This window comes from Dietzia kunjamensis, assembly GCF_045689975.1.
Lineage (GTDB): Bacteria > Actinomycetota > Actinomycetes > Mycobacteriales > Mycobacteriaceae > Dietzia > Dietzia kunjamensis.
Genome location: NZ_CP143297.1, coordinates 411,850 through 436,571 on the forward strand (window position 1 = coordinate 411,850; position 24,722 = coordinate 436,571).

Genomic DNA, 24,722 nt, shown 5'->3' on the forward strand with positions numbered 1-24,722 from the left:
CGGGAACACCGGTTCCACGGGGCTACGATCCGGCCATGACCTCCTCGGACGCCCCCTCTGAGACCTCGCCGGACACCGACATCCTGCCCGTCACCGACCCCGTCACCTCCCCTCGATCAGGCCCCCCGGACGCGCCGGACGCCCCGGGCCATGAGGTCGGCGCCGCCCGCGGGGGACCCGCGCGGCGACTACTGGGTCTGGCGCTGATCGTCCTGCCCCTCGTCCTGGCCGCGCTGTGGGCGGTGGTCGGGCCGACCCCCCAGCAGGAGGAGGCCGCTCCCGGCGCCGGCGGGCCCCTGCGTTCGGCGCTGGCGGAGGCGTCGGCCAACTCGTCGTTCACGGTCGCCGGAGCGGAGCAGTTGCGCTCCGGGACGATCGAACTCGCCGACGGCGCCGGGCAGCTGCGCGACGGCTCCGCGGAGCTGGCCACGGGCATGGAGCAGTTGCAGGCGGGGATGGGGCAGGCCGGATCCGGGGCCGAGGAGGTCGCGGGCGGCGTCCGTCAGGTCGTGGGTGCGGTCCGCGGGGTCGCCGTGATCCAGGGGCAGGTCTCCACCGCGATCGAGGACGCCCTGTCGCGGCTGCAGGGCGACGCCCCGGAGGTCGTCCAGGCGCGCAACGCCCTGACCGGGCTCCGCGACCAGCTGGCCACCCAGGGCCTCGACCAGAACACGCTGAGCAACCTCGACCAGCTCGACTCCGGCGCGGCGGAACTCGCCCGCCAACTCTCCGCCCCGGGCGCCGAGCTGCGCGACGGCGTCTACTCCGCCACCCGTGGCGCCCGCGAACTCGCCGGCGGCGCGGGCGAGCTCGCCACCGGAGCCGACACGCTCCGCGACGGTGCGGCCAGCGTCGCCGACTCCGCCGGCCGCACCCAGGAGTCCATCGGCAAGACCGGGCGGGCCCTGGCCGTCGAGCAGGGCGACGCCGGGCTGGAGGCCGCCGCGGCCGCCGACGACTCCGAGCGCCGCACCTCCGCCGGGATCCTCGGCGTCGCCGCCGCAGCGATGCTCGGAGCACTGCTCGTCCAGCTCGTCCGCCGGCCCGGCTCGTCGATCGCCGAGTCGGTTCTCGCGCTGACCCTGCTCACCGCGGGCCTGTCCGCGTGGGCGCTGGCCACCGTCGACGGCCCCACCGCGGGCGGGGCGACCGCCGCCGTGGCTCTCGTCGCCCTCGTCGTCGTCGCCTCCTCCGCCCTGTGGCGCGCCCTCGTCGCGGTGCTCGGCCCGTGGCCCGGTCGGATCACGGCGGTGATCCTCGCCGCCGCGTCGGCCGGCGCGGCGTGGTGGGTGTGGGTCGCCGGCGGCGCGCCCGCGGCGATCGTCACCGTCACCTCGGCGACCACGACCGGGCAGGCCACCGCGGCGCTCGACGCCGTGCTCCTGTCCGGGCCCGCCTCCGTCGCGTGGACCGGTGCGGCGGTCCTGCTGGCGGTCGCGGTGTTCTCGCTCCTGGCGGTGAACGTCGCCGGGCGGCCCCGCGCCCGCCGGTAGACGTCGCGCCGAGGCGGACCCGCTCCCGCCGCAACGAGAAGAGCGTTCCGCACGCCTCCCTCTCGGGAAACGTGTGCGGAACGCTCTTCGGGATGAAGGGGTCGCGCGAGGTCAGTCGGCCAGGCCGACGACCTCGTGTTCGTCGGAGGGCTCGTCGGTGATCGCGTCCACGCCGCCGTCGGTGAGCATGGGGACGCTGAAGACGAACTCGGGGATCGCGAAGGCGTCGACCAGCGTGCGCGCCCGGCCGGCCAACTTGGTGCAGAGACGGTTGCGGGCCGCGGTGGCCGCCTTCGTCCGCTCGGTCGTCAGACGGTTGTGCTCGAGGAACCAGCCCTTGTCGCCGTCCACGATGTCGAGCACGTACAGGTCGCACAACATCCCGAGGACCTCCCTGGCCTCCGGGTCCTCGCAGGCCTCCACGGCCTCGGCGAAGCGGGCGAACACCCAGCTGTCCATGTGGGCGCGACCGGCCTGCAGGAGATGATCCTGCGCCGAGTTGAAGACCTTGAACGCCGCCGAACCGTCCTGGCCCTGCGCCTTGCGCAGCCGGCGCGCGACCGTCTCCAGCAGGTGCTCCTCGCGGTCGACGAGGAGCTGGAGCTGGTTGCCGCGGTCGAGCAGGTCGGTGTGCTCGCGGTCGGTCACGGCGTCGACGAGCTTCTGCCACAGGGTGGAGGCGCGGGCCTTCTCCTGCACCACGTCGACGGCCGTGCTCAGGGCGAACGCGACGGTCTCGCGCTGGTCCATGTCGCCGAAGTCCGCGGCGTAGGAGCTCAGGAGCTCCTTGCCCACCAACTGGGTGAGCACCACGTTGTCGCCCTCGAAGGTGGAGAAGACGTCGCAGTCCTTGCGCATCTCCGTGAGCAGGTTCTCCGCCATGTAGCCGGCGCCGCCGCAGGCCAGGCGGGCCTCGATGATCGTGTCGTTGGCGAACGCCGTGACCGAGGCCTTGATGCCCGCGGCGTGGGTCTCCATCTCGCGGCGACGGACCTCGTCGAAGGCCTCCGGGTTCTTCTCGAACTCGTCCAGTTCGAGAATGATCGCGTTCTGGGCGCATGCGTAGGCATACGCGCGGGCGACCCGCGGCATGAGCCGGCGCTGGTGCTCCCGGTACTCCAACAGCGGGATGCCCTTGCCGGTCTCCGGGTGGTCGAACTGCCGGCGGACCAGCGAGTACCGCACGGCCAGCGTCAGCGCGGTGCGCGCGGACGCGCCCGCCGCCGCTCCCACCGACACCCGACCGCGGATGAGCGTGCCGAGCATGGTGAAGAATCGGGCGCCCACCGAATCGATGGGGGAGGAGTACTCCCCGTCGGCGTCGACGGCGCCGAAGCGGTTGAGCAGTGCCTCCCGCGGGACCCGCACGTCGTCGAACCAGATCTTGCCGTTGTCCACGCCCGCGAGGCCGCCCTTGGGGCCGTGGTCGGAGGTGCGCACCCCCGGCAGGTCGTTACCGGCCTCGTCGCGGATCGGCACGAGCAGGCAGTGGACACCGTGGCGGAGCTCCGAACCGTCGTCGGCCGTGGTAACCAGCTGGGCGAACACGGCGGCCATCCGGCCGTCGCGGGCGGCGTTGCCGATGTAGGCCTTCTCCGCGCTGGGCGTGGGGGTGTTGACGACGAACTCGCCGGTCTCACGATCGAACGTCGCGGTCGTCTCCAGGTTCTGCACGTCCGAGCCGCCGCCGACCTCGGTCATGGCGAAGCAGCCGAGCAGGTCCAGGGACATGACGTCCGGTAGGTACTTCTTACGGGTCTCGGAGTCGCCGAGGTTGGCGATCGCGCCGCCGAACAGGCCCCACTGGACGCCGGCCTTGACCATGAGGGACAGGTCGAGGTGGCCGAGCATCTCGAAGGACGTCAACGCCCCGCCGGTGTCGCCGGTCCCACCGTCCTCCTCGCGGAACCCCAGCTTGGGCATCCCGGAGTCGGCCAGGCGCTGGAGCTGCGCCAGTACATGGTCGCGATGCTCCTCCATGCCCAGCCCGATCGGGTTGAGCATGTCCGGGGTCATGGCCTCGCGCGTGAACTCGCGGGCATCGGCCCAGGTCCCGTCGAGGACCTTCTGCAGCGAGGCCGCGAGGACCGCGTCCCCCGCCCCGGTGGTGGTGATGCGGCCGTAGTTCGGGTGCACGGCCGGGCCGGTCCCGGGTGCACTGTCCCCTGCGGCGGCGGCGTTCTGGACGTCGGTCTCGGAGGTCATGACACGATTCTACGGAGAGTCCGCGCCGCTGTGCACCGGAAGAGCGGCCCCACGTCGGCGGCACCACGGCAGGGGGAACCCGAGGGCACGGCACGAAATGGCCGAGGGCACGAAAAGACCGAGGGCCCGGATCACCGACGTGATCCGGGCCCTCGCATTGTCGGGGTGGCGGGATTTGAACCCACGGCCTCTTCGTCCCGAACGAAGCGCGCTACCAAGCTGCGCCACACCCCGGTCGACAACGAGGGATACTCTAGCGCCCCGCCGCCGGAATCGCGAAACCGGGTCAGGCCGGCAGGGGCACCTTCACCCGTTGCGGGGTCACCGGGACCTCGGATCCCTCGCCGCCACCACCGGGGGCGGCGACCAGTTCCAGCAGGGTCGCCTCCGGGCGGCAGAACGTCCGCACCGGTACGAACGGGGAGGTGCCCAGGCCGGCGGAGACGTGCAACACCAGGTTCCGGCCCCACGCGGACAGACCCTGGGCCCGCGAGCGGTCGATGCCGCAGTTGGTGACGATCGCGCCGGTGGGGAGGCAGAGTTGACCACCGTGGGTGTGCCCCGCGAGCGCGAGGTCGTACCCGTCGGCGTCGAACCGGTCCAGCACGCGTGGCTCCGGGGAGTGCAGCAACCCGATCCGCAGGTCGAAGGCGGGCCCGGCGGGTCCGGCGATCTCGTTGTAGTGGTCCCGTCCGATGTGGGGGTCGTCGACACCGGCGACGAGCACGCTACGGCCGTCGACCGCGATCTCGGCGCGCTGGTGGGTGGCGTCGACCCAGCCCCGCTCGGTGAAGGCGGCCCTGAGATCCCGCCACGGCAACGGGACGGCCGAGTGTTTCTGGCGGCCTATCCCGATGTACGGCAGCGGGCTCTTGGGGACCGGGGCGTAGTAGTCGTTGGAGCCGAACACGAACGCCCCGGGCCGGTCGAGCAGTGGCCCGAGGGCCTGGACCACGGAGGGCACCGCCCGGGCGTCGGAGAGGTTGTCACCGGTGTTGACGACCAGGTCGGGCTCCAACTCCGCCAGCGAGTTGACGAACTGCTGCTTACGCTTCTGGCCGGGCATCATGTGCAGGTCCGAGACGTGGAGGATCGTCAGGGGCCGCGAGCCGGGCGCGAGCAGCGGCAGGGAGTGGCGGCGCAGCGTGAAGGCGTTGCGCTCCCAGCCCGTGGCGTACACGGTTCCCGCCACGACCGCCCCGGCGAGGACGGCCGCCGCGCGGGCGGGGGAGGTCGTCGAAACCCGGGTCTTGCGTGAAGGGCGTGACATCAGTCCAGACTACCGACGCCGGGCGGGGTCACCGCGGCGGCGAGATGGTGATGGGGGCCAGGCCCGGCACGTTGAGCACGATGGGTTCGTCCCCGACCGGCGCCCCCGGGCCGGAGGCGCCCTGCCCCGGCGCGCCGGTGCCCCCGCCCCCGCCGCCGCCCGATCCGTCGGAGACGCGGAGGGTGAGCTGGGACCCGGGGATGCCGGTGCTGCCGTCGACGCCGATGACGGTGCCGTACGGACGGCCGGTGCCGGAGACGAACTGCGTGTTGACGACGAACCCGGCGTTGGTGAGTAGCGACGTCGCGGCGGATTGGCTCATGCCCGCGACGTCCGGGGCGGCGGCCCCGCTGGTCCCGGCCTGGTAGGCGGGATCGGGTGCGGGCAGTCGGAGCGGGCCGTAGATGTCGGCGATCGGGGAGAAGGCCGAGAACCAGGTCTGTGCCGGCTCGAGGCCACCGAAGAGGTTGCCGTACGAGCACTGGCGCAGGGGGCTGGTACACAGCTCGGTGGTGGTGGTGCCGTCGTTGAACGCGTAGACGGCCGCCGCGTAGTTGTTGGTGAAGCCCAGGAAGGCGGAGGACCGGTTGGCCTCGGATGTGCCCGTCTTGCCGGACATCGGCAGGCTCCACCCGGCGCCCGATGCGGCGCCGGCCGCCGTGCCGGCGCCCACGTGGTCCTTGGACATGGCGACGGCGAGGGTGTCGGCGAGCCCTTCCTCGACGACCTGCTCGCACTCCGGCTCGTTCAGCTCGACGGGTGCGCCGGTGCGGTCGGTGATCGACTCGATGGGACTGGGGGGACACCAGACGCCGCCGGAGGCGATGGTGGCGCCGACGTTGGACAGTTCCAGCGCGTTGACGGCGGTGGGCCCGAGGGTGAACGAGCCGAGGTTGTTCTTCTTGACGAATTCGCTGATCGAGTCGCCTCCGGGCGCGGTGCCCTTGCGGTCGTAGGAACGCATGCCGAGGCGGACCGCCATGTCGACGGTGGGCGAGACGCCCACGTCCTTGATGAGATTCACGAACGTCGTGTTGGGCGACTGCGCGAGGGCGTCGGTCACGGACAAGGAAGAGGGGTACGAGCCGGCGTTCTCCACGCAGTACTGTGCGGGCGGGCACCCGGCGGCGCCACCGGCGCCGAGTCCGGAGACCTGGACGCGACGCGGCACCGGGAGGCTCGTGTTGGTTCCCATGCCCTTCTCCATGGCGGCGGCGACGGTGAAGACCTTGAAGACCGAGCCCCCGCCGTCACCGACCAGCGAGAACGGCTGCGGTTGCACGGTCTGGCTGTCGCCCAGTTCGAGTCCGTACTGGCGGCTGGAGGCCATCGCGACGACCTTGTGGGCGTCCTTGCCGGGCCGGACGACACTCATCACCTCGGCCACGCCCTGGGCGGTCGGGTTGCCGTACGTGTCGACCGAGCGCTGGACGTTGGACTGGACGGTCTCGTCGAGGGTGGTGCGGATCGTGTACCCGCCCTGCTCCACCATGTCCCGACTCAGGCCGTTCTCCTCGAGGTACTGGAGGACGTAGTCGCAGAAGAATCCGCTGTCACCGGCGGTGATGCATCCCCGGGGCAGCGGGTTCGGTCGCTCGAGCACACCCAGCGGTTCGGCCGCGTAGGCCTCGCCCTCGGCCGGGGTGATGGCGCCGGTCTGGACCATCGTGTCGATGACGGTGTTGCGGCGCTGCGTGGTGCCCTCGGGGTTGGTGTACGGGTCGAACCGACTGGTGGACTGCACCATGCCCGCGAGCATCGCCGCCTGGGGGACGCTGAGGTCGCGGGCGTCGACGCCGAAGTAGGTCTGCGCGGCGGTCTGGACGCCGAACGTGCCGTTGCCGAACGAGATCAGGTTGAGGTACTTGGTGAGGATCTCGTCCTTGCTCAACTCCCCGTCGAGGGTGAGCGCCATCCGGATCTCTTTGATCTTGCGCGCGGGCGTGGTCTCGACCGCGGCGCGACGCTCCGCGTCGTTCTCGGCGGAGACGAGGAACTGGTAGTTCTTGACCAGCTGCTGGTCGATCGTCGACGCGCCCTGCTCGACCTCGCCGGAGGTGGCGTTGGTCAGGGCCGCGCGGACGGTGCCTCGCCAGTCGACGCCGTTGTGGTCCGCGAACCGGCGGTCCTCGATGGCGATGATCGCCAGCTTCATCTGCTGCGAGATCTCCTCGCTGGGCACCGGCACGCGCTGCTGGTCGTACAGCCACGCGATGGGGGCGCCGGCCGAGTCGGTCACCGTGGAGATCGACGGCAGGTCACCCTTGATGAGGTCCGCGGACGTCCCGGCCAACGTGTCGGCCATCTTGTTGGATGCCAGCCCCGCTGCCCCCGCGATCGGGAACAGGGACCCCGCCGTGACCACCCCGGCGGCGACACACGTCGCGACCAGCTTTCCCAGCGAACTCATAGCCGACACACGCACAGGGTACGTGACCACCCCTCCGGGACCACCCGTCGCGCGGCGATCATGTGTCGACTCTTTACTTCTGTTGTGTGACTGCGGTAACAATATGGGGGAACGCGGGACGGATCGGACCGGAATGGGATCGCGATACACGGATCCCAGGTGCGAACGCCCGCCGACACAGTGAGTCCGCCGCGTCGGGCGGGCTCAGAAGGCCGGAGACGAGCGCGGTGAACCCGTCCACGACTCCACTCACGCTAGGGGTATTTCGATGACGTCCACCCTCCCCGGGACCACCCACTCCTCCGACCACGGGGTCCGCCCCGGTGCCGGCAACCCCCTCGGCTCCGAGGAGATCATCATCGGGGAGGGTCGCCAGGAATGGGTGGCCCAGGCCCGGTGCAAGGACATCGATCCGGACGAGCTGTTCGTCCGCGGCGCGGCGCAGCGTAAGGCCGCGTCCATCTGCCGGCACTGCCCGGTCCTGCTGCAGTGCCGGGCCGACGCACTCGACAACCGCGTCGAGTTCGGTGTCTGGGGCGGTATGACCGAGCGTCAGCGCCGCGCCCTGCTCAAGCAGCACCCCGAGGTCCGTTCCTGGGCAGACTTCTTCGCGCAGCAGATCGAGCGGCACACCGCGGTCTACTGAGTCCAGAGGTCTACTGAGTCCTGAGGTCCACCGAGTCCTGGCGAGTCGAGGCCCGGACACCTCGAGCGCGGCCCGCGGCACCCGCCGCGGGCCGCGCTCGTATCCGTCAGCCGCAGAGTTGGTCGCCCACCGACCGCAGTGCCTCCAGGTTGGAGATCTCGAACGGCAGTGAGGGCACGCCGACGATCCGCACGTCCGGGTGGGTGTCGGTGAACGACTCGAGCAGTCGGACCTCCTGCTTGGCGGTGCCCGCCCGGTCGGCGTGGATGCGCAGCACCGCCTCGGCCTCCGGGTTCTCCCCGGCCAGGCGGTCGGCGGCCGCGCAGGCCTGTTCGGCGCTCAGGTCGGTCAGTCGCGGATGGGTGCGGTTGACCACGACCCCCGCCAGCGGCATCTTCTCCTCGGACAGGCGCTCGGCGAAGAACGCGGCCTCGCGCAGGGCGGGCCGCTCCGCGGAGGAGACCACCAGGAACTCCGTGCCCTTGCGGCGCAGGATCGCCTGGGTCCGGGACGCGCGGGTGGAGAACCCGCCGAACGTGGAGTCCAGCGCCACCACCATCTCGGAGGCGTCCTTGAGCATCGAGGACCCCACCACCGTGGACACGCCGCGCATCGCGGTGCTCATCGCGCCGGTCACCAGGCGTCCGACCCCGCGGCCGGGCGTGGAGAGCAACCGCATGAGCCGACTGTCGAGGAACGCGCCGAGGCGGCGCGGTGCGTCGAGGAAGTCCAGTGCGTTGCGCGACGGGGGAGTGTCGACGACGACGAGGTCCCACGCGGAGTCGTCGAGGAGTTGCCCCAACTTCTCCATGGCCATGTACTCCTGAGTCCCCGCGAAGGAGGTGACCATCGTCTTGTAGAAGCGGTTGTCCAGGATGTCCCGGGCCTTGGCCTCCGTGGTGTTGGCCACCACCAGTTCGTCGAACGTGCGGCGCATGTCCAGCATCATCGCGTGCAGTGACCCGCCGGCGGCGGATTTCTCCTGCCCGAGGTCCACGGGGGAGGGTTCGTTGGACAACTCGTCGATGCCGAGGGCCTGCGCGAGGCGACGGGCCGGGTCGATGGTCAACACGACCGTGTCGCGGCCGAGTTCGGCGGCCCGCAGGGCGACCGCCGCGGCGGTGGTCGTCTTGCCCACGCCGCCGGCGCCGGTGCACACCACCACCCGGGTGGCGGGGTCGGTGAGCATGGCGGTGATGTCGAGGCGGCGTGTCATGTCAGTGGACTCCCTGGTCGACGAGGGCGGAGGCGAGGTCGTAGAGGTCCGCGACCTCCACCCCGTTGGGCAGCGCCGGTAGTACGAGGGTGGGGCAGGCGGCGGAGGTGAGCGTCTCGCCGGCGCGGAGTTGGCCGCGGGCCACGCGGGCGTGCTCGATCGCCTGTACCAGCAGACCCTGCAGTCCCTCGTCGTCGACCTCCACGCCGGTCGCGTCGAGGCCGTCCGCGACCGCCTCGGCGTCGATGTCCTCCTCGGCGATCCGCCGCAGCGCCTCGTCGTCGAGGTGACGGGTCTCGGCGCGGTTGATGATCACCTGCCCGACCCGCAGTCCGTGGCTCTTGAGTTCGGCGATCGCCTCGATGGTCTCCTGCACCGGCAGTGACTCCAACAGCGTCACCAGGTGCACGACCGTGCGGGTGGAGTGGACCAGCTCGGCCACGGCCTCCGCCTGGCGACGGATGGGCCCGCCCCCGCCGGCGAGGTCGGCCATCGCGGTGGTGACGTCGAGGAACTTGCCGATCCGGCCCGTGGGCGGGGCGTCGACCACCACGGCGTCGTAGACGACCTCACGCTTGGCGTGCTCGCGCGCGACGACCTCATAGATCTTGCCGGTGAGCAGGACGTCCTTGAGTCCGGGCGCGATCGTGGTCGCGAACTCGATCGCACCGACCGACTTCATCACCTTGCCCACCACCCCGAGGCGGTAGAAGGTGTCGAGGTAGTCGAGCATCGCGGCCTCGATGTCGATCGCCAGCGCGAACACCTTGCCGCCGCCGTCGACCCTGGCCACGAGTTCCTCGCGGTAGGGCAGGGGGGCGCGGTCGAAGATCCGGGCGATGCCCTGACGTTCCTCCACCTCCACCAGCAGGACCCGCTTACCGGTGGAGGCCAGCGCCAGTGCGAGGGAGGTGGCGACGGTCGTCTTGCCGGTGCCGCCCTTCCCCGAGACGTAGTGCAACTCGGCCCGTTCGGAGCTGTCGGACCACCCGGTGGACAGCTCGTCGGCGATGGTCGATCGTGTCGACCGCGTACCTGGACTCATCGTGGACGGCATGCGTTCCACACTAAGCGCTCACACCACCGCGCGCGGGGCGCTCGTGACTTACCTAGAGTGGGGCACATGAGCGAATCCACTGGAGCAGCCCGGTTCGAGTACGTGACGGTCCCGCTGCTGACGCACGCCACCAAGCAGATCCTCGACCAGTGGGGAGGCGACGGCTGGGAGCTGGTCTCCGTTCTGCCCGGACCCACGGGTGAGCAGCATGTCGCCTACATGAAGCGACAGCTCTGATGTCGGAGACCGAGACCGCCGGTTATTGGACCCGCAAGCTCGACCAGCTGGGTCTGGAGCTGCCGACGGTCGTCCCGCCGGTCGCCAACTACGTCCCGGCAGTACGGACCGGCGCGTTCGTCTACACCTCCGGGCAGTTGCCCATGGTCGACGGCGCCCTGGCGGCCACGGGCAAGGTGGGGGCCGAGGTCACCGCCGAGCAGGCCGCCGAGCTGGCCCGCACCTGCGCCCTCAACGCGCTGGCGGCCGTCGACGGGCTCGTCGGGATCGATTCGGTGGTGAAGGTCGTCAAGGTGGTCGGGTTCGTCGCCTCCGCGCCCGGCTTCAGCGGGCAGCCGGGTGTCCTCAACGGCGCCTCCGACGTGCTCGGTGAGATCTTCGGCGACGCCGGCGTCCACGCCCGGTCGGCGGTCGGCGTGTCCGAGCTGCCGCTGAACGCGCCCGTCGAGGTCGAGCTCGTGGTCGAGGTCGAGGGATAGCCGCGATGTCCGCAGGCCTGGCCCCGATCACTTTCCCGGCGTACGAGACCCTCCGGCCCGTCACGGAGCTGTCCGGGGTCATCCTCTGCGACAACCCCTCCGAGATGACCTTCGAGGGGACCAACACCGTCGTCCTGCGGGCCCCGGGGTCGCACACCTGCGTGGTGGTGGACCCCGGGCCCGACGACCTCGCGCACGCCGAGCGGATCGCGGCCATCGTGGGAGAGATCGAGCTCGTCGTCGTCACCCATCGTCACGGCGACCACACCGACGGCATCGATCACCTGCGCGGATTCACCTCCGCCCCCGTCAGGGCCGTGGAGGAACGGTTCTGCCGGGACGCCGCGCCGTTGGTGACGGGCGGTGACGACGACGAGGTGATCCACGCCGCCGGCCTGGACATCATCGTGCTCGGCACCCCGGGGCACACTGCCGACTCGATCAGTCTCGAGGTGCGGGCCGCGGGCACCGGGTTCACTGCTCCGCCGGACTGCGTGGTCCTCGGGGACACGATCCTCGGCCGGGATTCGACGGTGCTGGACTCGACCGACGGTGATCTCGGCGACTACCTGGGCAGCATGGATCTCCTCGCGGCGCGGGCCGACGGGGTGATCGGCATCCCGGGGCACGGGCCCGACGTGGAGAACACCGGCCGCGCGGCCCAGGTACTCGGTCGGCACCGGCGCGATCGGCTCGACCAGATCATCGCCGCCCGGGCCGAGTTGGGGCGCGACGCCTCGGCCGAGGCGATCACGCAGCACATCTACCGCGACGTGACGCCGTTCCTGCTCAAGGTGGCCGAGCAGTCCACCAAGGTCGCGCTGCGCTACCTCGACCGCCTGGATACAGGGGGCACGGAGGGCACGGGTAGCGCGGCCAACGCCTGACCCGCCCGCGCCGCCTGACCCGCCCGCCCCGCCCGACCATTCGCGAAAATCGGCTAGTCCGAATAGGGATCGGCTAGTCGAATTGGAGTCGCCGATCCGGATTCCGGCTAGCGGATTTGGGTGGGGCGCGGGGACGCGGGGGAGGTTGTCCACAGGGAGGATTTCTCCACAGGCGGCCTGCATATCGCGGGTTACAGCGGGAGTGCGCGTGTCGGCGTGGGCGAGACTGCCGAACATGGGTGCATCAAAGACAGACGACCACGACAGTCCCTTTCTTTCGACGTTCGCGCAGCTCGCCCGCAGCGGCCTGGACCACGATGAGATCAACAGGCGGATCGGCGCCGGAACGCTACGGCGGGTGCGGTCCGGCGTCTACGCCCACGAGCCGGAGGAGGCGCCCGCCGGGAGCGGGCCCGATTACGTCCGCAGGGAGCGGGAGTTCCTCGAACGAACTCGGGCGGCCGCGCTCGCGGTGGAACCCGGGACGGTGATGTCGCACGGTTCCGCCCTCGCGCTCTACGGGCTGCCGCTCCACGGGATCTCCTTGGACCGGCCCACCGCCACCCGGCCACGCGAGGGCGGCGGAACGCGGCGCAGTTCGGCGCTCGTGTGCTTCACCCTGCCCGTGGAGGGGGCGACCAGACTCGTCGACGGCATCCAGTTGACCTCTCCCGCCAGGACGATCATCGACGTCGCACGGACGGTGAGCCTGGAGAGCGGCGTTGCTGCTGCCGACCAGGCCATCCGCCGAGGCATGCTGTCGCGCCCAGAACTCCAGGACGAGGCGGGTCTGGCGAAGGGGCGCACGGGTGTCGGGCGCGCGCGGGCGCTGCCGGAGCTGACATGCGGGTTGGCGGAATCGGTTCTGGAATCGTTGATACGGCTGATCTTGGTGTTCGCGGGTCTCCCGCAGCCCGAGATGCAGGTGTGGCTGTCGGGCCGGAGCGGCAAGCGGTTCCGCGTGGACTTCTACTGGCGAGAATGGAGGCTCATCGGCGAGGCGGACGGCTTCGGCAAATACGGGAACAGCCCGCAGGAGATACGGGAAGCACAGAGCCGTGAACGCCAGAGGCAGCGCGATCTGGAAGATGCCGGCTACGTGGTGATTCGCTGGGTATGGGATGACCTGCGGCGTCCGGACGTGATCGTCCGGCGGGTGAAGGACGCGATGCGTCGGCAGGAGCAACTCGGACTTGGCCGCGCGGCGTGAAAGCGTCGCCCGCCGGCAACCAAGAATCCGCTACTCGGAATAGGGATCGGCTGGTCGGATTGGACTAGCGGATCCCTATTCCGGGTAGCGGATTTCGGGGCTGGGGCGGGGGCTGGGTCTGCAGCCGGGGCCGGGGCCGGGGCTGGGGAGTCAGCGGGCGCGGCGGGCCAGCCGCTCGGTGTCGGAGATGATGACGCTCTTGCCCTCGAGCCGCAGCCAGCCGCGGTGCGCGAACTCGGCCAGCGCCTTGTTCACCGTCTCGCGGGAGGCGCCGACGAGCTGGGCGATCTCCTCCTGCGTGAGGTCGTGCGTCACGCGGATGTTGCCGCCCTCCTGCGTGCCGAAGCGCTGCGCGAGCTGCAGCAGGGCCTTGGCCACGCGGCCGGGCACGTCGGTGAAGATGAGGTCGGCGAGGTTGTTGTTGGTGCGGCGCAGGCGGCGGGCCAGCACGCGCAGCAGCTGGTCGGAGATCTCCGGACGCTCGGCGATCCAGCGCTTGAGGGCCGAGCGGTCCATGGACTGCACAGACACGTCGGTGACACACACGGCCGACGAGGTGCGCGGGCCGGGGTCGAAGATGGAGAGCTCGCCGAACATGTCGGACGGCCCGAGGATGGAGAGCAGGTTCTCGCGACCGTCGGGGGCCTTCCGGGAGAGCTTCACCTTGCCGGAGGTGACGATGTACAGGCTGTCGCCCTGCTCGCCCTCGCGGATGATCACGTCACCCTTCGAGTACTCCTCGCTGGTCAGGTCGGAACGCAGGGCGGAGACCGCCGCCGGCTCCACGCCCTGGAAGATTCCGGCTCTGGTGAGGACGTCGTCGGCAGACTGGTCCGTGCGGCGATCAATCGTCACAGTCTGTGACCCTCCGTTCGGGCGCGGACATGCGTGTCCGTGCCATGGCGTGCGTGTGGCGAAAACCACTGTAGTCGTAAGCGCGTCGGTGGTGGTGGCGACGCGCGATCAGCGGGATGGTTCAGACGTCGATCTGTTCGGGTTCGTCGAGGATCGCGTTCTCGAAACGGTCCATGAGTAGTGCGAATCCGGCGAGGAGGACCGGCACCAGGACGACGAGGATTCCCTGCATCTGTCCGATTATCCACCCCCGGACCGCGGGACGCACACGCACCCGGGGCGGCGGTTCCGCGCCGTCGGGGCGCCGAGCCGTAATGTGGACTCATGCCCGACCCAGCTCCAGCCGTGAAGCGCCGCAGACGAGGGGTGGCCGCGAGGGGGGTGGAGACCGACCTCGGGCGCACCCGGCGCGCGAGACGCATGCTCCGCGCCCTCGAGGAGGCGTTCCCGCACGTCTACTGCGAGCTCGACTTCACCAACCCGCTGGAACTGAGCGTGGCGACGATCCTGTCCGCCCAGTGCACGGACAAGCGGGTCAACGAGGTCACGCCGGCACTGTTCGCGCGCTACCGGACCGCCGCCGACTACGCGGGGGCGGACCGGGAGGAGCTGGAGGAGTTCATCCGGCCGACGGGCTTCTACCGCAACAAGGCGCGGAGCATCCAGGGCCTGGGCGCGGCGCTCGTGGAGAGGTACGACGGCGAGGTGCCGCAGCGGCTCGAGGACCTGGTCACCCTCCCGGGATTCGGACGGAAGACGGCCAACGTGGTGTTGGGCAACGCATTCGGGATCCCGGGTCTGCCGGTCGACACCCACTTCATCCGGTTGGTGAACCGCTGGAAGTGGACCGAGGCCACGGACGCCGTCCGCATCGAGCGCGAGGTGTCGCGCATGCTGCCGCGGGCCTCCTGGACCGACGCGAGCCACCGGATCATCTTCCACGGTCGCCGGGTGTGCCACGCCCGGACCGCGGCCTGTGGGGCGTGTGTGCTGGCCGACGACTGCCCGTCCGCGGGCGAGGCCGGCCCGCTCGACCCGGTCGCCGCCGCCCGCCTCGTGGCGGGACCCGAGCGCGACCACCTGCTGGAACTGGTCGGACTGGGGGACCACGCGTGAGCGCCTCAGCCCGGTGGTCGCTGGTCGCTCTCGTGGCGATGATCGGCGTCGTCGTCGCACTTCTCTCCACGTTCGGTGATACCGACGACGGGTCCGGCGACCCGACCGCCGCCCCCACAGCACCTCCCGTGGGCGCCCCGCCCGCAGACGAGCCGCGCACCGTCGTGGACCCCGCGGTCCGCGCCGAGGCCGGGCTCCCCGCCTGCCGCGACAGCGCCGTGCCCGCCACCACCGCCGGCCCCGTCGCCGGACTGATGGTGCGCTGCATGGACGACGGCTCCACCACCACGCTCGGCAAGATCCAGGCCGGCACGCCCATGGTGGTCAACATGTGGGCCTACTGGTGCGAACCGTGCCGCCGTGAGCTGCCCGCCATCCGTGACGCCCAGGCCACCCTCGGTGACGAGGTGCGGGTGGTGCTCTCGCACACGGACCCGTCCGAGACCAAGGGTTTCGACACCCTCGCCGCGCTGGGCATCGAGGAACTGATCTCGGTCTCCGACCAGGAGGAGGAGCTGCCGGCCGTGCTCGGCGCGCCACCCGTCCTGCCGCTGACGCTCTTCGTCCGCGCCGACGGGACGATCGCGCACGTGCTGGTCGAGCCCATGGACAGCGAGCAGGACGTGCTGGACGCCGTCGCCGAACACCTGGGAGTGACCGCGTGAGCAACCCCGCGAACGGGCCCGTGCCCCGGCCCGGCGACGTCACCGGCGTCCCGCACCCCGCTTGGATGGACCCCCTCATGACGGCGTGCACCGACGGCAGCTTCGACGGGTTGCTGCCGAGACGGCGCCCGCCCGAGGACCGCGGTCCCAACGAGGTCGGCCGGCCGCACCGCGACGCCGCCGTCCTGGTGCTGTTCTCCGGCTCGGAGGACGCGCCCGGCCCCCAGCCGCCCGCCGATGCCCGCGTCTTGCTCACCCACCGGGCCCCCACGCTGCGCAGCCACTCGGGTCAGATCTCGTTCCCCGGCGGCGGCGTCGACGACACGGACAGCGGCCCGGTGGAGGCCGCACTGCGTGAGGCGTGGGAGGAGACCGGCCTCGACCCCGACGGGGTGGACGTGCTCGCGGTGCTCCCCGAGCTGTACATCCCGGTCTCGAACTACTCCGTCGCACCGGTGCTCGGATACTGGCGGGAGCCGATGGAGGTCGACGTCGTGGACCCGGCGGAGACCGCGCGCGTGATGACCGTGCCGGTCGACGAGCTGCTCGATCCCGCCAACCGATTCCTGCTCCGGCACACCACCGGGTGGACCGGCCCGGCGTTCCAGCACGACGACCTCGTCGTGTGGGGCTTCACCGCCGGCATCCTCGCCGCGATGTTCCACTCCGCCGGATGGGAGCTGGACTGGGACACGTCCGACATCCGGGACCTCGAGAAGACCCTGGCCGCGTCCGCGAACGGGGAGCAGCACCGCATGTCGGCCGAGGAGGCCCGCCGCGAATCCGCGGACCCACTGGCCGATCGCACCGTCGCCGGCGTCCCCGGGCTGAGTGCGCGCACCGCCGCCGGCGCCGTCGCCGGTGGCACGGCCCCCGACGGCGGGCTGGCCGGGGACGGCGAGCAGCCCGCCGACGGCGAGGAGTCGCTCGACCTGCCCGCGGACAATCCTCGGAGGGGGTACCGGTGACGGGCTCGCAATGGCTCGACCTGGCTCTGTTCGCACTCGCCGCGGCCGCGGCGATCTCGGGATGGATCAACGGGGCCGCCGCGTCGGGCTTCGCGTTGCTCGGGGTGGGCATCGGCGCGACCTCCGGCCTGCTGGTGGCCCCGCACCTCGTGCGGGAGATCGACTCGCCGTTCGGCAGGCTGTCCGCGGGGCTGGCGATCATCGCGGTGATGGTGATCATCGGGCAGGTCGCCGGCGTCACGATCGGCCGCGCCGCCAGGCGCTACATCGCCGGATCCGGCGCGCGACTCCTCGACAGCACGGTGGGCGCCGTCCTCCAGTCCGCGGCCATGCTGCTCGTGGCCTGGCTGGTCGCGGTGCCCATCGCCGCGCAGGAGGGACCCGGGCTGGGCAAGGCGGTGCGAGGGTCGTCCGTGCTGGCCAAGATCGACGACGTCGCCCCCGAACAGCTGCAACGGATCCCCGCGACGTTCACCTCGGTCCTGGGCACCACCGGTTTCCCGGACATCCTCGGCCCCTTCGGGACCACCCCGATGCAGGAGGTCCCACCGCCCGATCCGGTCCTCGCCGTCTCCGAGGTGGTGGCCCGCGTACAGCCGTCCGTGCTGAAGATCCGCGGCCGGGCCGAGTCCTGCAGCCGCGCGCTGGAGGGGTCGGGGTTCGTGGCCGCGCCGGGGCTCGTGATGACCAACGCGCACGTAGTGGCGGGCACCGAGTCCGCGACCGTGGTGTCCGGTGATGACGAGCTGGACGCCGAGGTGGTGGTCTACGACCCCCGCGTGGATATCGCGGTGCTGCGCGTGGACGGGCTGGACGCTCCGGTTCTTCCCTTCGCCGAGAACCGTGCCCGCACCGGCGACGACGCGATCGTCGTGGGCTACCCGGGCAACGGGCCCTACCGTCCGGACGCGGCACGGATCCGCGAGCGTGTGACCCTGCGCGGCCCGGACATCTACCGCGAGCAGACCGTCGAGCGCGAGGTATACATCCTGCGGGGCTCCGTTCGCGAGGGTAATTCCGGCGGACCGCTGGTCACCCCGCAGGGGCAGGTCGCCGGTGTGGTGTTCGGCGCCGCGATGGACGCCGCGGACACCGGGTACGCGCTGACCGTGGAGCAGGTGCTGCCGCAGCTCCAGCTCGCGGTCGATGCGCAGGAGTCGGTCTCGACGGGGCGGTGCGTGGGGCTGCCCAGCTGATCACCGCGGGGCCCGGCCGGCGGGGCTGGCCGGCGGGTCGGAGTCCCGGCGGCTCAGAGCGGGGTGACGCGCCGCGCGAAGTCCACGATCAGCCGGGACGTGGCGTCCGGGGCCTCCATCGCGGGATAGTGCCCGGCCCCCGGGACCAGTTCGGTGGTGAAGTCGCGCGTCCACGCCGAGGACGCGCGGACGGTGGCCGGCAGGATGAACCTGTCCTCGGCTCCACTGATCCCCAGCACGGGCTGCGGCAGGACGCCCGAGACCGCGCGGCGAAAGTCGCGGCCGTCCGGACGGAACTGGCTCCGCACCATCCAGCGGCGGCTCTCCAGGGTCAGGTGGGCGACCTTCGGGATGAGCATGGACCGCCTGAGCAGGTCGGCGGATTCGCGGAAGTCCTCCGTGTCGGGCCACGTGGGCCCGGATCGACTGCGGAGCATCTCCTCGACCACTGCGGCGCCGTCGCGGGTGAGGTGCCGCTCGGGCAATCGCGGCGCCTGGTCCGCGAGCAGGCGAGGCACCAGCGCACGACGTTGGGAGCGGTCGAGCAGTGCGGCGCGCCGGGTGGCGACCGGGTGGGGAGAGCCGACGACGACGAGGCCCCGCACCGCGCGTGGCCGGCGGTAGGCGGCGGTCCATGCGATGAATCCGCCCTCGCCCTGGCCGACGACCACCGCCGAGGAGTGACCGAGGGCCCGGATGAGGTTGGTCATGTCCGCGGCCAGGGTCCACCCGTCGTAACCGCGCGGCGGCTTGTCCGAGTCGCCGTGGCCCCGGAGATCGACGGCAACGGCATGGAACCCGGCGTCGGCCAGCGCGAGCATGGGCGCCCGCATCGTCCACCAGATTCCACTGAGACCGTGGATCAGGAGGACCAGAGGGGGGAGTCGGCCCGGCGGGGTGTCGGCCGGCAGCGCCTCGGCGATGTGCAGGCGGATGCCGTTGGCCGAGACGTCACGATGCCGCCACGACCCGTCGATCCTGACGATCGACGGGTCGGGCGGCCGGTGAGCGGGAGTTCTCAGGACTTCGACGCGGGCAAGGGCGTCTCGGTGACACGCACCGTGCCGGGCCGGGGCTCGTTGCCCTTGGGCATGGCCAGCTTGAGGTCCGACACCGAGTCGATGGTGCGCTGCGGCTTCCGGATCTTCTTGACCTTGCGGTAGCCGAGTAGTCCGAACACCGCCGCGAGCAGGACCAGGACGACGAACACGATGAGGAAGCCCATCCAGTCCCAGGTCTTGGTGCCGAACCACATCGAGATGAGCTTGGCCCACATGAACACGAACGGGAAGAAGGACATCAGCAGCAGGACGAGGGCCGCGACGAAGAAGCCGGACCCGGTCGCGGCCTTCTTCACCTGCTCGGTGACCTCGGTCTTCGCCAGTTCGATCTCGGCACGAACCAGCGTCGACACCTGCGTCGTGGCGTTCTTGACCAGGGTGCCGATACTGGCGTCGCCACGGCCGATCGAGTCAGCGTCATGCAGGGGGATCGAGGCCTCGGTCGGCTTGTGCGTTCCCTGGGCGTGGCTCACGGTTGTTCCTCCATAGTCCGGCGACGGATGCACCGTCGTCCATCGTGCCACGTCACGTGGCGGTGTTCACCCGCTACCCGTCAGCCGCGCGTGCCCTTCTCGCGGATCTGGTCCATGATCGTCGGATCCGACAGGGTCGAGGTGTCGCCGCCGTCGCGGCCCTCGGCCATGTCCTTGAGCAGGCGACGCATGATCTTCCCGGACCGCGTCTTGGGCAGCTCGGGCACGATCGTGATGTCGCGGGGCTTGGCGATCGGGGAGATCTCCCGCGACACCTCGGCCCGCAGTTCGTCGATGAGCTTCTGACGATCCTCCTCGGCGTCCACGTTGCCCCGCAGGATCACGTACGCGACGATCGCCTGGCCGGTGGTCTCGTCGTTAGCGCCGACGACGGCGGCCTCGGCGACCGCGCGGTGACCGACGAGGGCCGATTCGACCTCGGAGGTCGAGATGCGGTGACCGGAGATGTTCATGACGTCGTCGACGCGACCGAGCACCCACAGTGCGCCGTCGGCGTCCCACTTGGCGCCGTCACCGGCGAAGTAGTAGCCCTCCTCGGCGAACCGGGACCAGTAGGTGTCGCGGTAGCGCTCCATGTCGCCCCAGATGCCGCGGAGCATGGCCGGCCACGGCTCGGTGATCACGAGGAAGCCCTGCTCGTCCGGCGCGACCTCCTTGGCGTCGCCGTCCACGATGGCGATCTCGATACCGGGCAGCGGCCGCATGGCGGAACCGGGCTTGGTCTCGGTGACGCCCGGGAGCGGGGAGATCATGATGGCGCCGGTCTCGGTCTGCCACCAGGTGTCGACGATGGGAGCCTTGCCGCCGCCGATGTTCTCGCGGTACCAGCGCCACGCCTCCGGGTTGATCGGCTCGCCGACCGAACCGAGCAAGCGGATCGATGACAGGTCGTGCGCGGCCGGGATCTCGTTGCCCCACTTCATGAACGTCCGGATCAGGGTCGGCGCGGAGTAGTAGATCGTGACGCCGTACTTCTCGATGATCTGGAAGTGGCGGTGCTCGTCGGGCGAGTTGGGGGTTCCCTCGTAGACGATGCACTCGGCGCCGTTGGCCAGTGGGGCGTACACGCCGTAGGTGTGGCCGGTGACCCAGCCGACGTCCGCGGTGCACCAGTAGACGTCCTCGCCGGGCTTGTGGTCGAAGACGTTGTGGTGGGTGTACGCGGACTGGGTGAGGTACCCGCCCGAGGTGTGGACGATGCCCTTGGGCTTGCCGGTCGTGCCGGAGGTGTAGAGCAGGAACAACGGGTGCTCCGAGTCGAAGGCCTCCGGCGTGTGCTCGGTGGACTGCTCGGACATCGCCTCGTCCCACCAGACGTCACGGCCGTCGGTCCAGTCCACGTCGAGACCGGTCCGGCGGACCACGAGCACGTTCTGCACGGACTCGGCGTCGCCGTCGGCATCGACGCCGTTTCCGGAGAGCGCGTCGTCGACTCCCGCCTTCAGCGGTGCGGGCTTACCGCGCCGGAACTGCCCGTCGGCGGTGATGACGAGCTTCGCCTCCGCGTCGTCGATGCGGGAGCGCAGCGCGTTCGGCGAGAAACCGGCGAAGACCACGGAGTGGGTCAGGCCCAGGCGGGCACACGCGAGCATCGCGATGTAGACCTCGGGCAGCAGGGGCATGTAGATGGCCACGCGGTCACCGGCGACGAGGCCGAGCGAGCTGAGGTAGTTGGCCGCCCGGCTGACCTCGTCCTTGAGTTCGGCGTAGGTGATGTCGCGGGCGTCGTCGCCGGGCTCGCCGATCCAGTGGATGGCCACCCGGTCGCCGTTGCCGGCCTCCACGTGGCGGTCGACACAGTTGTAGGCCACGTTGAGCTTGCCGCCCACGAACCACTTGGCGACCGGCGCGTCAGACCAGTCCAGGACCTCGGTCCACTCGGTGTCCCAGTCGAGTCGCCGAGCCTGCTCCTCCCAGAAGGCGAGACGGTCGCTCGACGCGCTGTCGTAGAGGTCGGCCTGCGCATTGGCCTGCGCGGCGAAGTCGGGGTCGGGAGCGAAGGACTGGTCGTGCTCGGGAGCGGTCATCAGCGGCTCTCTCTCGGGATCAGATTTCACGGACGGCCGGGATCGTCACGGCGGAAGCGACCGGACCGATGTATGTGAGCGTAGTCACATGCGGCGCACCGTGTTCGGGATCTGGCCCGTCGGGGGGAGGTCGGGGGAGGCCTGCCCGATTCCGTTCACTCGCGAGGGGTGTTCTCGCCCTTCGTGGAGCCGCCGTCGGACGGCCGCCCGGCGGGTGTGGCGGGCCCCGGGCCGGAGGACTTCGCGGGCTCCGGGGTGTCGGTCGACGAGGATGAGGTCGCGGAGTTCGTCGTCGTCGTCGGCTTGTTCCCGCCCCCCGACACCGCGCCCTTCGGCGTCGTGGTCCCCGTTGATGCAGGTGGGGTAGCCGGTCGTGTCGCGCCGGTGCCCGGCGACGTGCCCGCGCTCGGCGTCTTGTCGGCGCCCTCCGCTTTGCCCGCGCTCGGCGGCTTCTCGGCGCCCTCCGCCTTTCCGGCGCCTGCCGCCGTGCCCGCGCTCGGCGGCTTCTCGGCGCCTGCCGCCTTGCTGGCGCCCTCCGCCTTGCCGGCGCCTGCCGTCTTGCCCGCGCTCGGCTCCTTTCCGCCGCTCGGCGCCGACTCCCCGGTCGCCGTCCCGGGCCCGGACGCGGCGGTTCCGCGAAGCCGCGTGGGGGTCTCGATGCCGTAGTACTCCAGCAACCTGGCCTCCTGCTCCGGCGTGAGGGCGTCCTCGGTGTTGTCGGGGCGCGGGGAATCGCGGATGACGGCGCGGGTGTGGTCGACATGGAGTTCGTCGTCGAGGAGTCGCGCGCCGTGGAGCGGGACGATCGCGTCGGCGGAGAAGATCCCGGTTGCGACGGTCGCGAACGTGGCCTTGCCACTGGCATCGTCAACGTAGATCTGGCGCACGGCGCCGACCTTGGCCCCGGTCGAGTCGAAGGCGGTCGCGTCGAGCAGCGCGTCGAGCTGGTCCTTGAGATTCACGAGGGCCTCCGGGATCGAGGTGTAGGGGCTGAGCCGGGCGCGTGCCCCGACGGATTGGGCTGATTACACCAGCTCGACACCGGTTGAGGCAGCTGAAAATCACCTGTGTCGGCCGATTCGCGCCGGGTCGGTAACCTCGACCCGTGACCTCCACCGCCCCCGACCCGCTCGCCCCGCTCCTCGCCCTGCCCGGTGTGGCCGAGGCCGCGGACGGCGCCCGGGCAGCCCTCGCCTCGGTGCACCGACACCCCGCCAACCGCCGCGGATGGCCCACCACCGCCGCCGAATCGGTGTTGCGCGGTGCCCGCGCATCGGCCGGCGTCGAGGGCGCGTCCGTCCGCCTGGACACCGACGGCGAGCAGGACGAGGTGCTCTCGGCAGCGCTGCGCGTGGCCGGGGAACTGACGGGCGAGTCGCTCGACCGCGCCGTGTCCGTGTGGACCCGCTCGCCCCTCCAGGAACTCGCCCATCTGCACCTCCTCGCGGCGTCCGGGCCCGGGGTGGACCCGCAGGGTCTCGGTAGGCCGCGCCCGGAGGAGGGAGTCGCCGAGCGTCTCCAGGGCCTCGCCGAGTTGGTCACCGGAGGCACCCGCGCGCCGGCGCCCGTCCTCGCCGCGGTCGTCCTCGGCGAACTCTCGGGCCTGCGACCGTTCGGGTCCGCGGACGGGATCGTCGCCCGGGCGGCGTTCCGCCTGGTCGGGGTGTCGACCGGGCTCGACCCCCACTGCCTGGGCGTGCCCGAGGTGACCTTCTATCGGGACCCGGAGGCGCACCGGGCCGCGATCGAGGGATACATGGGGGGAACCGGGGAGGGCGTGACCGAATGGCTCCTCCATTGCTGTAGAGCCCTCGAGGCCGGCGCGCGCGAGGCCACCTCGATCGCCGACGCAGCCGGGGGCTAAGCGGAGCGCGCCGGTGGCCGAACGGGCCGGGCGCGCGCGAATGGCGGGCCGACCGGAGTCGACCCGCCAATTCACTGCGGTCCATCGAGAGATCCGGGTACCAAGCGTCCTGTGGTCCGCCGTGTCGCCGGCCCGGGACAACCGTCGGTGACGGCTGGCGCGGACCCACGGCTGGTGTTGCCTCTCGGGCGTTATCCGTCGCGTGGGTTTCCGAATGTCGATGACGGTGAGGAGGGCGGGGGGCCGTGACTTCTCTTCCGTCCCGGTCCTGGCGTCTTCAACACCGTGCCCTGAGCATGCCGCCTGTGACCGGCCCGGGGCGATGGTGGGATCGCACAAGGAACACCAGAACTCGTAGGGGAGTCCGGCTATCGCCCGTGTCCGTCGCCGACGCCGATGATGAGGTGTTGGCGACGCACCGCACGGGCCCGCCCCACCGCCACGCGCACCCGATGGTCCGCGCTACCGCCCAGCGTGTCGCGCGGCCCGGACGAACGACACGGTGGCGGACCCCACGGCCAGGACGATGGCCGCTACCCCGACGATCGGCCCGGTCGCCCGTTCGAGCGTGGGCAGCAGCGGCGTGGGGTTCTCGAACGTCAGGATCGGCCAGCCCCGCTCCAGCGCCTCGCGCCGCAGTGCGCGGTCGGGGTTGATGACCGTCGGGTGGCCGACCATGTCGAGCATGGGCAGGTCGGTGGAGGAGTCCGAGTAGGCGTAGCTCGCCTCGAGGTCGTAGCCGTAGCGCTCGGCGAACGCGCTGATCGCCTCCGCCTTGCCCGGGCCCTGGCAGTAGAACTCGATCGATCCGCCGTAGCGGCCGTCGGCGTCCCGGTTCATCCGCGTGCCGGCGTAGTGGTCCACGCCGAGCATCCGGGCGATCGGCGCCACCAACTCCTCGCCCGAGGCGGACACGATCACCAGGTCGTGGCCCAGCGCGCGGTGCTCGGCGAGCAGGTCCTGGGCCTCGGCGTACACGGTCGGGGAGACGGTCTCCTTGAGTCCCTCGGTGACGATCCGCTCGACCTGCTCGGGAGACCACCCCTTGGTGGCGGTCGCCATGGCCTGGCGCACCTTCTGCATCTGCTCGTCGTCGGCGTCGGACAGGCTGAACGCCAGCTGCGTGTAGGCCAGATCGATCACCGACCGTCGCGACAGCAGTCCCTCGCCGAGGAACGACTTGTTGAACGCGAACACCGAGGAGGTCGCGATGATCGTCTTGTCCAGGTCGAAGAACGCAGCGACCCGACGAGGCCGGTGCGACATCCTGGGGCCCGGTGGGCGTGGGGCGGACACGCCCCAACGATACGGTTCTTGTGCTGGCCATGCAGATGGGCGATACTGACGGTGCCCGTGATGGGCATCC

Annotated in this window: 21 protein-coding genes, 1 tRNA gene and 1 pseudogene; 11 read left to right on the forward strand and 12 right to left on the reverse strand. The window is 71.1% G+C overall.

Translation table 11 applies throughout. The features are described from left to right. Window positions 1-35 precede the first annotated feature (35 nt). Window positions 36-1,493: a hypothetical protein gene (locus VZF99_RS01930; RefSeq protein ID WP_407335571.1), complete on the forward strand. Its 1,458-nt coding sequence runs from the start codon at window positions 36-38 to the stop codon at window positions 1,491-1,493. Between the two features lie 111 nt (window positions 1,494-1,604). Here the strand turns inward: VZF99_RS01930 and VZF99_RS01935 are convergent, their stop codons facing one another. From VZF99_RS01935 to VZF99_RS01950, 4 genes are all read right to left on the reverse strand, one after another. After that, entirely contained in the window at window positions 1,605-3,698 is a 2,094-nt protein-coding gene (locus VZF99_RS01935; RefSeq protein WP_407335572.1) for an acyl-CoA dehydrogenase, read from the reverse strand. 160 nt (window positions 3,699-3,858) lie between these two features. Continuing rightward, window positions 3,859-3,932, reverse strand: a tRNA-Pro gene (locus tag VZF99_RS01940). Between the two features lie 52 nt (window positions 3,933-3,984). Then, window positions 3,985-4,968: a metallophosphoesterase gene (locus tag VZF99_RS01945; protein WP_407335573.1), complete on the reverse strand. Its 984-nt coding sequence runs from the start codon at window positions 4,966-4,968 to the stop codon at window positions 3,985-3,987. 28 nt (window positions 4,969-4,996) lie between these two features. Then, window positions 4,997-7,378 (reverse strand): transglycosylase domain-containing protein, encoded by a 2,382-nt coding sequence (locus VZF99_RS01950; protein WP_407336064.1) that lies wholly within the window; start codon window positions 7,376-7,378, stop codon window positions 4,997-4,999. A 268-nt stretch (window positions 7,379-7,646) separates the two neighbouring features. Between VZF99_RS01950 and VZF99_RS01955 the strand changes: the two genes are divergently transcribed. Further along, a complete protein-coding gene (locus VZF99_RS01955) occupies window positions 7,647-8,024 on the forward strand; it encodes a WhiB family transcriptional regulator (protein ID WP_187352252.1) in 378 nt (125 codons plus the stop codon). 106 nt (window positions 8,025-8,130) lie between these two features. Here the strand turns inward: VZF99_RS01955 and VZF99_RS01960 are convergent, their stop codons facing one another. After that, window positions 8,131-9,240, reverse strand: a complete 1,110-nt coding sequence (locus VZF99_RS01960; protein WP_067716252.1) for an ArsA-related P-loop ATPase — start codon at window positions 9,238-9,240, stop codon at window positions 8,131-8,133. Window position 9,241: 1 nt separating this feature from the next. Continuing rightward, a complete protein-coding gene (locus tag VZF99_RS01965) occupies window positions 9,242-10,285 on the reverse strand; it encodes an ArsA-related P-loop ATPase (protein ID WP_407335574.1) in 1,044 nt (347 codons plus the stop codon). Window positions 10,286-10,363: 78 nt separating this feature from the next. Here VZF99_RS01965 and VZF99_RS01970 point away from each other — a divergent pair, with 78 nt between their 5' ends. The 4 genes from VZF99_RS01970 (at window position 10,364) to VZF99_RS01985 (ending at window position 13,110) form a co-directional block, all read left to right on the forward strand. Next, window positions 10,364-10,534 carry a DUF4177 domain-containing protein gene (locus tag VZF99_RS01970; protein ID WP_096906156.1) on the forward strand — a complete coding sequence of 57 codons (171 nt, stop codon included), beginning with the start codon at window positions 10,364-10,366 and terminating at the stop codon, window positions 10,532-10,534. Next, window positions 10,534-11,013, forward strand: a complete 480-nt coding sequence (locus VZF99_RS01975; protein WP_407335575.1) for a RidA family protein — start codon at window positions 10,534-10,536, stop codon at window positions 11,011-11,013. The genes VZF99_RS01970 and VZF99_RS01975 overlap by 1 nt, the downstream gene beginning before the upstream one ends. 5 nt (window positions 11,014-11,018) lie before the next feature. Continuing rightward, a complete protein-coding gene (locus VZF99_RS01980) occupies window positions 11,019-11,900 on the forward strand; it encodes an MBL fold metallo-hydrolase (protein ID WP_120284765.1) in 882 nt (293 codons plus the stop codon). A 208-nt stretch (window positions 11,901-12,108) separates the two neighbouring features. Continuing rightward, on the forward strand, window positions 12,109-13,110 hold the full coding sequence (locus VZF99_RS01985; RefSeq protein ID WP_407335576.1) for a hypothetical protein: 1,002 nt from the start codon (window positions 12,109-12,111) through the stop codon (window positions 13,108-13,110). Between the two features lie 150 nt (window positions 13,111-13,260). Here the strand turns inward: VZF99_RS01985 and VZF99_RS01990 are convergent, their stop codons facing one another. Continuing rightward, window positions 13,261-13,965 (reverse strand): Crp/Fnr family transcriptional regulator, encoded by a 705-nt coding sequence (locus VZF99_RS01990; RefSeq protein WP_132062784.1) that lies wholly within the window; start codon window positions 13,963-13,965, stop codon window positions 13,261-13,263. Between the two features lie 324 nt (window positions 13,966-14,289). Here VZF99_RS01990 and nth point away from each other — a divergent pair, with 324 nt between their 5' ends. From nth to VZF99_RS02010, 4 genes and pseudogenes are all read left to right on the forward strand, one after another. After that, on the forward strand, window positions 14,290-15,081 hold the full coding sequence (gene nth / locus VZF99_RS01995) for an endonuclease III (protein WP_120284761.1): 792 nt from the start codon (window positions 14,290-14,292) through the stop codon (window positions 15,079-15,081). After that, window positions 15,078-15,746, forward strand: a complete 669-nt coding sequence (locus VZF99_RS02000; protein WP_120284759.1) for a TlpA disulfide reductase family protein — start codon at window positions 15,078-15,080, stop codon at window positions 15,744-15,746. Before nth ends, VZF99_RS02000 begins: the two co-directional genes overlap by 4 nt. Window positions 15,747-15,823: 77 nt before the next feature. Then, window positions 15,824-16,489, forward strand: a pseudogene (locus VZF99_RS02005) (NUDIX hydrolase); the annotation flags it as partial. 221 nt (window positions 16,490-16,710) lie between these two features. Beyond that, entirely contained in the window at window positions 16,711-17,910 is a 1,200-nt protein-coding gene (locus tag VZF99_RS02010; RefSeq protein ID WP_407335577.1) for a MarP family serine protease, read from the forward strand. Window positions 17,911-17,963: 53 nt separating this feature from the next. Here the strand turns inward: VZF99_RS02010 and VZF99_RS02015 are convergent, their stop codons facing one another. The 4 genes from VZF99_RS02015 to VZF99_RS02030 form a co-directional block, all read right to left on the reverse strand. Beyond that, window positions 17,964-18,833, reverse strand: a complete 870-nt coding sequence (locus VZF99_RS02015) for an alpha/beta hydrolase (protein ID WP_154829686.1) — start codon at window positions 18,831-18,833, stop codon at window positions 17,964-17,966. 95 nt (window positions 18,834-18,928) lie between these two features. Further along, window positions 18,929-19,444: a phage holin family protein gene (locus tag VZF99_RS02020; protein WP_067711418.1), complete on the reverse strand. Its 516-nt coding sequence runs from the start codon at window positions 19,442-19,444 to the stop codon at window positions 18,929-18,931. Window positions 19,445-19,524: 80 nt separating this feature from the next. Further along, window positions 19,525-21,492, reverse strand: coding sequence for an acetate--CoA ligase (acs, locus tag VZF99_RS02025; RefSeq protein WP_069389072.1), 1,968 nt, complete (start codon window positions 21,490-21,492; stop codon window positions 19,525-19,527). Window positions 21,493-21,647: 155 nt separating this feature from the next. Next, a complete protein-coding gene (locus VZF99_RS02030; protein ID WP_407335578.1) occupies window positions 21,648-22,454 on the reverse strand; it encodes a PRC-barrel domain-containing protein in 807 nt (268 codons plus the stop codon). A gap of 143 nt (window positions 22,455-22,597) precedes the next feature. Between VZF99_RS02030 and VZF99_RS02035 the strand changes: the two genes are divergently transcribed. Then, a complete protein-coding gene (locus tag VZF99_RS02035; RefSeq protein WP_407335579.1) occupies window positions 22,598-23,356 on the forward strand; it encodes an oxidoreductase in 759 nt (252 codons plus the stop codon). 462 nt (window positions 23,357-23,818) lie between these two features. Here the strand turns inward: VZF99_RS02035 and VZF99_RS02040 are convergent, their stop codons facing one another. Next, window positions 23,819-24,652 carry an HAD family phosphatase gene (locus VZF99_RS02040; protein WP_096906146.1) on the reverse strand — a complete coding sequence of 278 codons (834 nt, stop codon included), beginning with the start codon at window positions 24,650-24,652 and terminating at the stop codon, window positions 23,819-23,821. Window positions 24,653-24,722 lie beyond the last annotated feature (70 nt).

Excerpts from the sequence above, each read along its gene's own strand:
- VZF99_RS01975 (WP_407335575.1), top strand. The coding sequence starts at position 10,534 with ATGTCGGAGACCGAGACCGCCGGTTATTGGACCCGCAAGCTCGACCAG.
- nth (WP_120284761.1), top strand. The coding sequence starts at position 14,290 with ATGCCCGACCCAGCTCCAGCCGTGAAGCGCCGCAGACGAGGGGTGGCC.
- VZF99_RS01935 (WP_407335572.1), bottom strand. The coding sequence starts at position 3,698 with ATGACCTCCGAGACCGACGTCCAGAACGCCGCCGCCGCAGGGGACAGT.
- VZF99_RS01945 (WP_407335573.1), bottom strand. The coding sequence starts at position 4,968 with ATGTCACGCCCTTCACGCAAGACCCGGGTTTCGACGACCTCCCCCGCC.
- acs (WP_069389072.1), bottom strand. The coding sequence starts at position 21,492 with ATGACCGCTCCCGAGCACGACCAGTCCTTCGCTCCCGACCCCGACTTC.
- VZF99_RS01960 (WP_067716252.1), bottom strand. The coding sequence starts at position 9,240 with ATGACACGCCGCCTCGACATCACCGCCATGCTCACCGACCCCGCCACC.
- VZF99_RS01930 (WP_407335571.1), top strand. The coding sequence starts at position 36 with ATGACCTCCTCGGACGCCCCCTCTGAGACCTCGCCGGACACCGACATC.
- VZF99_RS01980 (WP_120284765.1), top strand. The coding sequence starts at position 11,019 with ATGTCCGCAGGCCTGGCCCCGATCACTTTCCCGGCGTACGAGACCCTC.
- VZF99_RS01965 (WP_407335574.1), bottom strand. The coding sequence starts at position 10,285 with ATGAGTCCAGGTACGCGGTCGACACGATCGACCATCGCCGACGAGCTG.
- VZF99_RS01955 (WP_187352252.1), top strand. The coding sequence starts at position 7,647 with ATGACGTCCACCCTCCCCGGGACCACCCACTCCTCCGACCACGGGGTC.
- VZF99_RS01950 (WP_407336064.1), bottom strand. The coding sequence starts at position 7,378 with ATGAGTTCGCTGGGAAAGCTGGTCGCGACGTGTGTCGCCGCCGGGGTG.
- VZF99_RS01970 (WP_096906156.1), top strand. The coding sequence starts at position 10,364 with ATGAGCGAATCCACTGGAGCAGCCCGGTTCGAGTACGTGACGGTCCCG.